The following is a 13721-nucleotide window of genomic DNA, read 5'->3' as shown; positions in this document are numbered from 1 at the left end:
ACTAATCAAAAACTTAAATTTTATTAAATGAAAATCAATGGAAACATTATTACTCAGATTTAAAAGACCAATTTCAGGAAGTATCCTGATTTGTTGTCTCTTGTTGAATCTTGTGGCGCAGGCACAAGATAAACAGGAGATCAGCGGTACGGTTACCTCCCAGGGCGAAGATCCTGAACCGCTACCATTTATCAATGTAATGGTAAAAGGAACTACTCGCGGTACCACAACTGATTTCGATGGAAATTATAGTATTGAAGCCGCTCCCGATGCTACGATTGTGTTTAGCTACCTAGGTTATAAAACTTTAGAAGTCCCGGTGAATTCGCAAACTGAAATTTCTGTTCAACTGGAAGAAGACGTCGCCGCACTGGATGAAGTGGTGGTGACCGGATACGGTTCACAGGAAAAGAAATCGATCACAGGAGCCATTTCCACCGTTACCAGCAATGACCTGGAGCGTGTGCATGGAGGGTCTACAGTAAGTTCGGGGCTCGCGGGAAAGATTCCTGGCGTAAGCTTCAGAATGGCCGACGGTAGACCAGGTGCCAGTGCAGCCATACAAGTTCGTAATATGGGAACACCACTTTACGTGATCGATGGTATTCAGCAGGATGAAGGTCAGTTCAACAACCTTGCACCAAATGACATCGAAAGTATTACGGTTTTAAAGGATGCCTCAGCAGCGATCTACGGGGTGCGTGCTGCGAACGGGGTGGTGGTAGTCACTACGAAGAAAGGAAAGAAAAACTCCAAAAGCACCGTAAATATAGATTCTTACGTAGGATGGCAAAACTGGTCGCGTTTTCCAGACCCTGTGAACGATTCTTATACTTACCAGCAATTGGTAGCGGAATCACAGGTCAACGAGTTTGGAAGCACCAATATCACGCCGGAAGAGTTGGAGAAATACCGAGTTGGTGAGGAAATGGGTTACCAGTCTTTTAACTGGAAAGATTTCATTATCAAGAAAAATGCACCCTTGGTTAATTTAAATGTGAATGCATCAGGAGGTTCTGAAAATATCAATTATTACCTCTCTGCCACTAATCTGAAGCAAGAATCAGTTCTTGGAGATGAATTCCGCTTTGAAAGAAGTAATATTCAGAGTAATGTGAATGCCAACATTACTGATAGGCTGAAGGTGGGTGTACAAATCAACGGAAGGATCGAAGAGCGTCTTAATCCAGGTATTCCAGGAGCTGATGATTACTGGCTGCCTCGTTTTGCGATTCTCCGTAATCGTCCTTACGAACGACCTTATGCCAATGACAATCCTGAATATCTCAATGACATTGGTCACAATGAAACTAACTGGGGATTGCACAATTTTGAAATTGGCGGTTATAAAAGGGATACCTGGAGGGTTTTACAGACGAACTTTACAGCTCAATATGATCTGCCTTTTGTAGAAGGCCTTAACCTTAAAGGCATGTATTCTTACTACATCGCAGATCACCTGATGAATGGGCATGAGTACACGTATGAGGCTTATACCTATGATTCTCAAACCGATACATATAATGCCACTGGAGGGAGTACAAATCCCTGGAGGGAAAGAGAACAAAACAAGGTGTTGAGAAACATCTACCAGGGACAGCTTCAGTATAAAAGAGATTTTGGTGACCATGGCCTGGATGCCATGTTCATCGTGGAAAGACAGGAAGCTAGATTCTTAAGAAACTGGGTGCATTCCGTACCAAAAACAAACGTGCTTCCGCTGATCTATTTTTCAGATGTGGATACATATGATGATAGTGAAAGTGAGGAAGCCCGAATAGGCTATATCGCGCAGGTGTCTTATAATTATAAAGATAAGTACTACCTCAGTTTCTCCGGAAGGCGTGATGCATCCTGGAAATTTGCGCCAGACCAGCGAGTAGGATACTTCCCATCGGTTTCCGGTGGATGGAGAATTACAGAAGAGCAGTTCATGAAAGACTGGCTCGGTGATTCAACTATTCTCGATAACCTGAAGATTCGCGGTTCCTACGGGGTGCTGGGAGATGATAATATCGGGATTGGCGCTTTTGATTACCTCACCGGTTATAACTACAATACCGGGATAGCTATTTTAGACGGTCAACCAGTGATCGCTAGTCGTGATAAAGGCCAGCCAATTACCAATATCACCTGGTTCAAGAGTAAGATTACAGATATTGGTTTAGATGCTTATTTATTCGACGGTAAACTTTCAGCAACTTTCGATTACTTCTATAGGCTGAGAACCGGCCTGCGCGGAAGAAAATATGACATTCTTCTTCCAAGCGAACTAGGCTACGGACTCCCGGATGAAAATGTGAATTCTGACGCTCAATTCGGTATCGAAGGCGCTTTGAGCTATAATAACACTTTTGGAGATGTTACTTTCAATGTTTCCGGGAATGCCTCCCTCACTCGTAGCAAGTTTATCTCCTCTTATAAACCTCGCTTTAATAATTCGTGGGACCGCTATCGCTGGTCTGGAGAAGATCGCTACAATACGATATTCTGGGGATATACCGCTCTTGGCCAATTTCAGTCTCAGGAGGAGATCGATAATTATCCGGTGGATATAGATGGTCGTGGAAATGAAACTCTGCTACCGGGAGATATTATCTATAAAGATGTAAATGGAGATGGGCGTATTGATGGATATGATGAAAGACCAATTGGCTATAATAATTATAACCCACTGGTAAATTTTGGGCTTAGTTTTTATGTGGCCTATAAGAATTTTGATGTCTCTGCAGATTTTTCAGGAGCTTCAGGATATTCCTGGAACCAGGAATGGGAAACCAGAATTCCATTTCAAAATGGAGGGGCGCTGAACGAAATTTTCCTGGACCGCTGGCACCGGGCTGATGTCTTTGATCCGAACAGCGAATGGATCCCGGGGAAATACCCGGCCCTGAGGTACAATAACCGCGGGCACAGTAACTATAATAAAAATTCCACATTCTGGCTGCACAATGTGACATACCTGCGCGCTAGAACACTGGAATTGGGATATTCAATAGGAGACTCTATCCTGGAAAAACTGAAGATTCAGAAAGCCCGTTTTTACGTGAACGCCTATAACCTTTTCTCGATTGATAATCTGCAGCAGTATGGTATTGATCCGGAAGTGAATGATACGAACGGGCTCCAATACCCGCAGAACAAATTCGTAAATGTGGGAATCAATCTTTCCATTTAAAAACTGATGAAAATGAAAAAACATATATCGATTTTAATGGTGATGGCGGTGCTGGCTGGTAGCTGTACTTCAGACAGTGAGTTTTTAGACCGGGAGCCCACCAACATTCTAACACAGGACCAGATCTTCAGTGATTCTGAGTTACCGCTGTCTATCCTGGCCGATTTTTATAACAGGTACTATGACTTCGGAAGAATCGAAGACTGGCCGAGTGTAGCTGATTTCAATGTGGCATTCTGGTCAGAAGCCGGAAGATACGGGCATTTTCAGAATTCTGATCGCGGATATGGAGACTGGGGTAACTGGGATTATGGCTACATCCGTGAGATTAACCTGTTCATGGAACGCCTGCAAGCTTCCGAAGAACTTGCTGAAAGTGATAAAACCAGGTTTTTGGCCGAAGCACGATTCCTTCGAGCTTCCTATTACTTTACATTGGTAAAAAGAATGGGAGGAGTACCACTTATTCTTGAAAGTGAAGAGTACGATTTTAGCGGCGACCCGAGTTATCTTCAGCATCCGCGAGAAACAGAAGCGGCGATCTATGATTTTGTAATCAACGAAGCGGAAGCGGTAAAAGATATTCTGCCGGCCAGCGCCGATGTGAAATCGCGTGCCTCCAAAGGAGCAGCACTGGCCATGGAAGCTCGAGCGGCTTTATATGCCGGTTCTATTGCGCGATATGGCCAGAACACGCCATCGGTTTCGCTTCCGGGTGGAGAAGTTGGGATTCCAGCTTCGCGGGCAGAGGCTTATTACCAAACAGCACTTGACGCAGCTCAGGCAATTATTGACGGGCAGGCGGGTAATTATTCATTGTACATGAAGAAACCTGATCTTTCAGAAAATTTCGCCAGCCTGTTTTATGATAAATCGAATAATCCTGAAGCGATATTTGTGGAAGATTACATGCTTCAGAGCGGGAAGGTTCACGGTTTCACCATTTCCAACCAGCCTCGTTACGGCGCGGAAGAAGAGGAAGGCGGGAGGATCAACCCTTCTTTGAACCTTGTGGAGGCTTTTGAAACTCTGGAAGGGGAATGCGAACCATTACCGGTTAAAGACAATTCCGGAAATTACCTGAAATATGAAAATCCTGAAGATATTTTCGAAGGAAGAGATGCCCGACTTAAAGGTACAGTGATCGTTCCCGGTTCAAATTTTAAGGGAAGACAGGTTGATATCTGGGCAGGCGTTTTACTGCCTGACGGAACGATCATTTCTGGTGATTCGAGAGGGCAACAAAAAGAATTCCCAGGATCGAACGGCCAGGAACAGGTCGTTGGATTTGATGGGCCTATTGATGGTCTGGAATTTACCGCTCAAACCGGTTTTTATATCCGGAAATATCAGGACCCAAAAGCAGGTTCTGGTCAGCGAGGCGTACAGAGCGATGTATGGTTCATCCGTTACCGTTATGCAGAGGTTCTGATGAATGCCGCGGAAGCAGCTTTTGAGTTGGGCCAACCGGAGCTTTCAGCAAAATACATGAACGAAGTTCGGTCCAGAGCGGGAATCACAACCGAATTAACGGCTGATGATATTTCATTCGAAAGAATAGCACATGAACGTTTCGTGGAATTTGCTTTTGAAGGTTTGTATTTCTTCGACCTGAAAAGATGGAGGATCGCTCATATCGTGATGGACGGTGTGCCGATGACCGAAGAGGAAGTTACTTCAGATGTTTGTGACGTGACAGACCGCCTGACACAGCCATGGGGATTATGGCCTTACAAGATCAGTGACCCGGGAAGTTCGGATGATGGACAGTGGACCTATAGGGTGATGAAACCTAGCAGGGTGACCGGTGCCGATCGTTTCAGATTAGGAAATTACTATTCAGAAATTGGTCAGGATATCATCAATAATAACCCATTGATCGTGAGAAATCCTAACCAGTAAGACTCTAAATTTGAAGATTATGAATACTAAATATTATATACTTTTTCTCGGCCTGATGCTCTCTTTAGTATCATGCGAGATAGACAATTACGACGAACCTCAGGCCAGCTTTACGGGTGCCCTTACCTACCAGGGAGATACTATAAGGGTAGCTCAGAATGATGTGCGCTTCCAGTTGTGGCAATCCGGCTTCGGAAAAGAAGGTCCCTTAGACGTGCATGTTTCCCAGGATGGATCTTTCAGCTCCTTGCTTTTTAATGGTGATTACCGCCTAAAATTTATTGAAGGTCAGGGACCCTTTAAGGCACTTTCGCAGGGAACAAGCCAGGGTGATACTATTTACCTAAACCTATCAGGGGATACCAATATGGAACTGGAAGTGATGCCCTATTACATGATCAGAAATCCAGAAATGAATCTTGCAGGCGCTTCGGTAAACGCCAGCATCGACCTACAACAGGTAATAACCGGGGAAGATGCCCGGGATATTGAACACGTCACACTTTACCTGAATACGACTCGATTCGTTTCAGCAAATGGAGATATGCATGTTGCCAGGGCTGATGCTGACCTAGGGGATATGAGTAACTTGAATATGAAGGTTGATATCCCTGGTGATGTGGTCCAGGATTACATTTTTGCCCGTGTAGGAGTCAAGATCAGCGGAGTAGAAGATATGATCTATTCCCCGCTTCAAAAATTAAATTTCTAATCACCTGTTGATTTAGTTAGCCTTGTTATCAATCCCGGTCATTTTTCAGAATAAAGAAAATGACCGGGAGAGATAACTTTAAATCAATAGAATCGCCTAAAACGATTTAGTTATTTGGCGGAAATAATTATATTGCAATGAAAATTATGCGAATTATTACCCTTATCACGCTCGTTAGCCTATGTTTTTACTCCTGTAAAAATGCTGAAGGGAGCACAGATAAAAAAGATCTGGCAGAAGCTGAAGCGACAGATTCTACTAATATTGCTGAAGTTTGGACCAAGCAGCAGGCCAATGACTGGTATGACAAGCAGCCATGGCTGGTAGGAGCTAATTTTAATCCGAGTACCGCGATCAATCAGCTTGAAATGTGGCAGGAAAAGACCTTTGATACTGCTACTATTGATAAAGAACTTGGCTGGGCAGAAGAGATCGGGATGAATACCATGAGGGTTTACCTTCACGATCTTTTACATAAGGAAGATGCTGAAGGATTGTATGACCGAATGGACCAGTATCTTGCCATTGCCGATAATCATGGTATTAAAACACTATTTGTATTATTCGATTCCTGCTGGGATCCGTTCCCTAAAACAGGGAAACAAAGAGAGCCGCAGCCTCATGTTCATAATTCTGGTTGGGTCCAAAGCCCGGGGCAGGAAGCATTACAGGATTCTACACAGTACGGCAGATTAAAAGAATACGTGATCGGTACTGTGGGAAAATTTAAAAATGATGACCGAATTCTGGGCTGGGATGTTTGGAATGAACCAGATAATATGACAGGTCCTTCTTATGAAGATGTTGAAATTCCGAATAAAAAGGAATTGGTTTATAATCTTCTGGACCAGGCATTCGATTGGGCTAGATCAGCAAATCCAAGCCAGCCTTTAACTTCTGGCCTTTGGACGGGAGATTGGAGTGATCACGAAAAAATGGAGAAAATGCACAAGATGCAGATTGCAAAATCTGATGTTATTTCTTTCCATAATTATAATACTCCTCAAGATTTTGAGAAAAAGATCAATCAGTTAAAGCGCTATGGTAAACCAATGCTTTGTACCGAATATATGGCGCGTCCCAATGGAAGTACTTTCCAGGGATTCTTACCGGTTGCCAGAAAATATAACATAGCCATGTATAACTGGGGTCTTGTAGACGGAAAAAGTCAAACCAAATACCCATGGGATACTTGGACTAAAAAATACACTTCTGAACCAGATGTCTGGTTCCACGAGGTCTTTCAGAAAGATGGTAAGCCTTATAAGAAAGAGGAAACCGATCTGATCACACAGATGACCGCTGAAGCGAATGCAAAATAAAAATCCGAAAAAGAATTATTAAACAGAACTGAAACTACTACAATGAATTCTATAATTAAAAATATAACGATCCTGTGCTTAGTCCTGCTAAGCCAGGTTACCATGCAAGCCCAGTGGAAGCCGGCGGGTGACAAGATCAAAAGTAAATGGGCAGATGAGGTAAACCCCGATAAGCCTTTAAATGAATATCCAAGACCGATCATGGAAAGACCGGACTGGAAAAACCTTAACGGACTCTGGGAATACAGTATCCAGCAAAAAGGCAAAGCGAAACCACAGAATTTTGACGGAGATATTTTGGTGCCATTTGCAGTGGAATCAAGTCTTTCCGGGGTTATGAAAACTGTCGGTGCTGAAAATGAATTATGGTATAACACCACTTTTACGGTTCCTGGAGACTGGAATGGTAAAAAGATCAAATTAAATTTTGACGCCGTAGACTGGCAGGCAGATGTCTGGATCAACGACATCAAATTAGGTTCGCATTCCGGAGGTTACGAGCCGTTTTCTTTTGATATCACGCCATTTTTGAATAAGGATGGGGAACAAAAATTAACTGTAAAGGTTTGGGATCCCAGTGATGAAGGGCCGCAGCCTAGAGGTAAGCAGGTTAAGAATCCTGAAGGGATCTGGTATACTCCGGTAACCGGAATCTGGCAAACAGTCTGGCTGGAACCTGTTGCTGAAAAAAGCCTTCAGAATTTAAGATTTACTCCAGATATCGATAATAATACCGTAAAGGTTTCTGCCGAAGGAAGCAATTCAGCTTACGGAGATATGATCGAAGTGGTTGTTTACGATGGTAATAAAGAGATCAGCACTACCAAATCATCTTTAGACCAGGAATTCAGCATTCATGTAAATGATCCAAAATTATGGTCGCCAGATTCCCCATTTTTATACCGAACTGAGGTGAAGCTTATCAGCAATGGAGAGGTTCAGGATGAGGTGAAGAGTTATTTCGCAATGCGTAAGATCTCCAGTAAAAGAGATGAAAATGGCATTATCAGAATGCAGCTGAATAACGAAGATATTTTCCAGTATGGTCCGTTAGATCAGGGATGGTGGCCTGATGGTCTATACACCGCGCCAACAGATGAAGCATTAAAATATGACATTGTAAGAACGAAAGAATTAGGCTTTAACATGATCAGAAAACATGTGAAGGTTGAGCCTGCAAGATGGTACACGCATTGTGACGAATTGGGAATTCTTGTTTGGCAGGATATGCCGAATGGAGGCCGCGGTCCGGGATGGCAGTCAAGAAGTTTCTTCAAAGGCAGCGAAGATCAGAGAAGCGAGCGTTCAGAAAATATTTATAAGAAAGAATGGAAAGGTATCATGGATCACCTGTATTCCTACCCGAGTATCGTGGTTTGGGTTCCTTTCAATGAAGCATGGGGACAGTTCAATACGGTTGAAATTACCGAGTGGACTAAAAATTACGATCCTTCAAGATTAGTGAATTCGGCCAGTGGTGGAAATCACTTTCATACCGGCGATATCCTGGATCTTCACAATTATCCAGATCCTAACCTTTATTTGTACGATGCGGAAAGGGTTACTGTTCTGGGTGAATATGGAGGAATTGGCCTTCCGCTGAAAAAGCATTTATGGAAAACCGATAACAACTGGGGATATGTTCAGTTTAAAAATTCTGATGAGGTAACCGATGAGTACGTAAAGTTCGCCATGAAATTAAAGAACCTCGTGAAATCTGGATTTTCCGCAGCTGTCTACACACAAACCACAGATGTAGAAGGTGAGGTAAACGGATTGATGACTTACGACCGTAAAGTTGATAAAGTTGATGTGGCAAGAGTTCGTAAAGCGAACCAGGAAGTTATTAAAACATTGGACTAAGTTGAAAGATGAGTAAAGGAATTGTAACGAAAATTGTTTTGTTAGGGGCACTCGCTGTTGTATCCTGTAAGGATGGCAACAGCGATGTTGCTGTTAATGAGAATACACCGAAAGTTTCAGAAAAAACCACTTTTACGAATCCGCTGAAATCTTCAGGAGCCGATCCGTACAGCTGGTATAAAGACGGCTATTATTATTACACCAATACGTTAGGCAACAAGCTGGCGATCTGGAAAACAAAAGACCTTTCAGAAATTGGTAATGCCGAAATGAAAGTGATCTGGACACCGCCAGAAAATACCATGTATTCCCGAAATATCTGGGCACCTCAGGTTCAGTTCCTGGAGGGGAAGTGGTATATGTATTTCGCGGCTGATGATGGCGACAATCAGAATCACCGTATGTATGTACTCGAAAATTCTTCGGAAGATCCTATGACCGGAGAATGGGAATTCAAGGGAAAAGTCGCTGCACCATCAGACAAATGGGCGATTGATGCCGATATCTATGAATTTCAGGATCAGCTTTACATGATCTGGTCGGGTTGGGAAGGTGATGAGAATGGTCGCCAGGATATTTTCATCGCGAAGATGTCAAACCCCTATACGATCGAAGGAAAAAGAATCAAAATTTCTTCTCCGACTTTTGATTGGGAACGAAATTATGGAAATGGCCCGGAAGTTTTGGTAAATGAAGGTCCGCAGTTTTTGGAACATGGAGACAACTTGTTCATTGTATTTTCGGCCAGCGGTTGCTGGACCGATAATTACAGTTTGGGATTGCTTAAGTTAACTGGCGATGATCTTCTGGATGCCGAAAACTGGGAAAAAGATCCTGAACCTTATTTTTCACAATCTCCTGAAAATGGCGTCTATGGCCCTGGTCATAACTCGTTTTTTAAATCACCAGATGGAACAGAAGACTGGATCTTGTACCACGCCAATCCGAATTCGGGAGACGGTTGTGGTGGAAATCGCTCTCCAAGAATGCAAAAAATAACATGGAATGCAGATGGTACTCCAGATTTTGGAACTCCGGTAGCCCCGGGAACCGAACTGGAATTGCCTTCCGGCACCAGCGAAATAAAAAATACTGAAAATGAAAATTAAATACCTGTCGGCATTAGCGCTAGCGACCATGATTTCCTTTACTTCCTGTAAAGATGACAAGAAGGAGGATACAGCCGAATCTACCAAAGTAGACTCTACCGCCGTTTCAGAAATGGAACTGCAGGCAAAAGATTTTGATACGCTTATCGACGATAAAAAAGTGAGTTTGTACTGGCTGAAAAATGACAGTATTAAAGCAGCTTTTACCAATTATGGAGGCCGTCTCGTTGGTCTTTGGGTTCCGGATAAAAACGGAAAAATGACAGATGTTGTTGTAGGGATGAACAGTGCAGAAGGTTTCGCCAATGCCACTGAACCCTATTTTGGAGCTACCATAGGTCGTGTGGGAAATCGTATCGCAAAAGGTAAATTCAAATTGAATGGGGAAGAATATACAATTCCGCAGAACAATAACGGGAATACTTTACACGGCGGAAAAAAAGGTTTCCAGTATGTGGTTTGGGATGGTGAAAAGCGAAATGACAGCACCCTGGTGCTTCATTATAAATCGCCAGATATGGAAGAGGGCTTTCCGGGAAACCTCGATGTCACGGTTACTTACTCATTGACCTCAGATCGCTCCGTGATGATGGAATATGAAGCAACGACAGATAAAGCCACTCCGGTAAATCTGACCAATCACGCCTTTTTCAATTTAAATGGTGAGGGAAGCGGAAGCATTCTTCAGCATGAAGTGCAGATTGAGGCTGATAAATTCACGCCGGTTGATGGTGGTTTGATCCCTTCCGGAGAATTAAAGGAAGTGGCAGGTACTCCTTTCGATTTTACACAACCGCACACCATTGGTGAGCGAATTGAAACGGATAATGAACAACTTAAAAATGGAGGAGGTTACGATCACAATTTCGTGCTTACCGAAGCTCAGACCGGTGATCTGAATAAAGCTGCGACCGTTACAGGCGATCAATCTGGAATCGTGATGGATATTTTCACGCAGGAACCGGGACTTCAGTTCTATAGCGGAAATTTCATGCAGTCGAAGAATACGTTCAAATCTGGTGCTAAAGATGAATATCGTACGGCTTTTGCCATGGAAACACAACACTTTCCAGACGCACCGAATCAACCTGAATTTCCGCAGATCACACTGGAGCCAGGTGACACCTATCACACCGTTTCAGAATATAAATTTTCAACCACGAATCAATAAAAACACCCATGATAAAGAAATTAGTTTTCATAACCGCGATCATATTTTCGGGAATACTCACGGCCCAGCAAAGGCAGGCGCCGGCTTATCCCTTAGTTACTCACGACCCGAACTTCAGTATCTGGTCTTTTGGTGATAAGATCAATGAGCAGTCTACCGTTCACTGGACGGGTACCGATCAGAGCCTCGTGGGGTTGATAAAGGTCGACGGAAAAGTTTATCGTTTCCTGGGGAATGAACCTAAAAATTATGTAGATGTACTTTCCGCAGCAGATGCCGGAGAGTATACGGTAATGGCTACGGAAGATGAACCAAAATCAGGCTGGCAGAAGGCCGATTTTGATGATTCTAACTGGAAAAGTACCAAAGCGCCATTTGGAGATGAGCATGATTATGTAACGAAATGGGAAAGCGAAGATCTTTGGGTTCGCCGAAAGTTCGACCTGAAAAACAGCAATTTTGATGACGTGTTTTTAAAGCTTCATCATGATGATAATATTGTGGTTTATCTAAACGGGGAGAAAATCCTGGAAAAGACTGGCTGGAATGACCAGTACGATTATTTCCCAATTTCTGAGGAAGTAAAATCGAAACTTAAGAAGAAGGATAATATCCTGGCTATCCATATTAAAAATACAGCCGGCGGAAGATTTCTGGATGCCGGAATTGTTGAAGTAAAAAAGCCTAAAACTCAGGTAGAACTTGCCGAGCAGACTGGCCTGGATTTCACCGCGACTCAGACAAAATATATGCTTACTGCCGGTGGCGTAGATGTAAATTTGACGTTTACATCCCCGCTTTTAATGGATGACCTGGATCTACTGGCCAGACCGGTTTCCTATATTTCTGTAAAGACAAAACCAAATGATGGCCAGATCCATGATGTTCAGGTTTATTTTGGAGCTTCTTCCCTGATCGCTTCTAATGAAAGAAGCCAGTTAATGGAAACAGAATCTGGCTCGACTTCAGCATTGAATTTTTTGAAAGCGGGAACCAAAGAACAGCCAATTCTGGAAAAGAAAGGTGATAACCTGAGAATTGACTGGGGTTACATGTATGTGGCTGTGGCGAAAGATGCCAACGCAAAACAAAATATCACCAAAGGAACTGATGCTTCCAAAGAATTCATGAGCAATTCCATGAGCGCTTCCGTAAGAGATGGAAAGAGCCTGATGCTGAATACCATTTTCCCAGCTGAAAAACTTTCCGAAGAAAAGGAACATTTGATCATGCTGGGTTACGACGATATTTATTCTATCAATTATTTCGGAAACCAATTAAGACCCTGGTGGAATTTAGATGGGACCAATTCGATCCAGAACGAACTGGAAAAAGCCTATGCTGAATATGATGAAGTAATTGAAAAATGTGAAGACTTCAATGAGGAACTGCATGAAGACGGCGTGGAAGCAGGCGGAGAGGAATATGCCAAGATACTTGAAATTGCCTATAGACAAAGTATTGCTGCACATAAACTGACCAAAAGTCCTGATGGTGAGATCTTGTTCATGTCCAAGGAAAACTTCAGTAACGGGTCGATCAATACGGTAGATATTACCTATCCATCGGCACCGATGTATTTGTTATACAATCCAGATCTTTTAAAGGGAATGATGAACGGGATTTTCTATTATTCTGAAAGCGGAAAATGGAAAAAGCCTTTCCCGGCACATGACCTTGGAACTTATCCAATCGCAACCGGGCAAACTTATGGTGAAGATATGCCGGTAGAAGAATCGGGTAATATGGTGGTATTGGCAGCAGCAATCACTAAAGCTGAAGGGAATGCCGATTATGCCAAAAAGCACTGGGAATCGTTAACCGTATGGGCTAATTACTTAACTGAAGCCGGACTGGATCCTGCGAATCAGTTATCTACCGATGATTTTTCCGGTCACCTGGCAAGAAATGCAAACCTCGCTGCTAAAGCAATTGTAGGTGTAGGTGGTTACGGTTATGTTGCCAAGCAGCTTGGAAAAGACGATGTGGCTGAAGAATACACGCAGAAAGCTAAAGAAATGGCGAAAGAATGGATGGAACTGGCAGATGCCGGTGATCACTATGCGTTGACTTATAATGATAAAAATACCTGGAGCCAGAAATACAACTTGGTTTGGGATAAAGTTTTAGACCTGGAAATCTTCCCTCAGGAAGTTTTTGATACAGAGTTGAAATTCTACGACACCAAGCAAAACCAGTACGGTCTGCCATTAGATAACCGTGCAGATTACACAAAATCTGACTGGATTCTATGGACGGCCACCATGGCCGATGACCAGGCGACTTTTGAAAAATTTGCCGATCCGGTATATGAATTTGCGACCGAAACCAAGAATAGAGTTCCTATGAGTGACTGGCATTTTACGACCAGTGGTGATCAGCGTGGTTTCCAGGCTAGAAGTGTGATCGGAGGGTACTTTATTAAGCTGCTACGTGACGAGTGGGAGTAAATTCTTAAAAAATA

General features: G+C 43.1%; 8 protein-coding genes. All 8 read left to right on the top strand.

Annotated elements, in window-relative coordinates; all coding sequences use genetic code 11:
- The first annotated feature begins 37 nt into the window (after positions 1 to 37).
- The 8 genes from GRFL_RS01475 (at position 38) to GRFL_RS01440 (ending at position 13707) form a co-directional block, all read left to right on the top strand.
- The gene (locus tag GRFL_RS01475) at positions 38 to 3178 is read left to right on the top strand and encodes a SusC/RagA family TonB-linked outer membrane protein (RefSeq protein ID WP_083642837.1); all 3141 of its coding nucleotides are present in this window, start codon (positions 38 to 40) and stop codon (positions 3176 to 3178) included.
- A gap of 12 nt (positions 3179 to 3190) precedes the next feature.
- A complete protein-coding gene (locus GRFL_RS01470; protein WP_083645912.1) occupies positions 3191 to 5080 on the top strand; it encodes a RagB/SusD family nutrient uptake outer membrane protein in 1890 nt (629 codons plus the stop codon).
- A 19-nt stretch (positions 5081 to 5099) separates the two neighbouring features.
- Complete coding sequence (locus GRFL_RS01465; RefSeq protein ID WP_083642835.1) at positions 5100 to 5792, top strand: DUF3823 domain-containing protein; 693 nt, start codon at positions 5100 to 5102, stop codon at positions 5790 to 5792.
- A gap of 146 nt (positions 5793 to 5938) precedes the next feature.
- Positions 5939 to 7114: a glycoside hydrolase 5 family protein gene (locus GRFL_RS01460; protein ID WP_086047694.1), complete on the top strand. Its 1176-nt coding sequence runs from the start codon at positions 5939 to 5941 to the stop codon at positions 7112 to 7114.
- A gap of 42 nt (positions 7115 to 7156) precedes the next feature.
- Positions 7157 to 8977, top strand: a complete 1821-nt coding sequence (locus GRFL_RS01455) for a glycoside hydrolase family 2 protein (protein ID WP_173850096.1) — start codon at positions 7157 to 7159, stop codon at positions 8975 to 8977.
- 8 nt (positions 8978 to 8985) lie between these two features.
- Positions 8986 to 10086, top strand: coding sequence for a glycoside hydrolase family 43 protein (locus tag GRFL_RS01450; RefSeq protein WP_083642831.1), 1101 nt, complete (start codon positions 8986 to 8988; stop codon positions 10084 to 10086).
- Entirely contained in the window at positions 10076 to 11257 is a 1182-nt protein-coding gene (locus GRFL_RS01445; protein ID WP_083642829.1) for an aldose epimerase family protein, read from the top strand. Before GRFL_RS01450 ends, GRFL_RS01445 begins: the two co-directional genes overlap by 11 nt.
- 8 nt (positions 11258 to 11265) lie before the next feature.
- Positions 11266 to 13707: a glutaminase family protein gene (locus GRFL_RS01440; protein ID WP_083642827.1), complete on the top strand. Its 2442-nt coding sequence runs from the start codon at positions 11266 to 11268 to the stop codon at positions 13705 to 13707.
- Positions 13708 to 13721 lie beyond the last annotated feature (14 nt).

It is taken from the genome of Christiangramia flava JLT2011, assembly GCF_001951155.1.
GTDB lineage: Bacteria > Bacteroidota > Bacteroidia > Flavobacteriales > Flavobacteriaceae > Christiangramia > Christiangramia flava.
The sequence above is the reverse complement of the archived record's forward strand: the minus strand, read 5'-3'. Positions and strand labels throughout refer to the sequence as shown.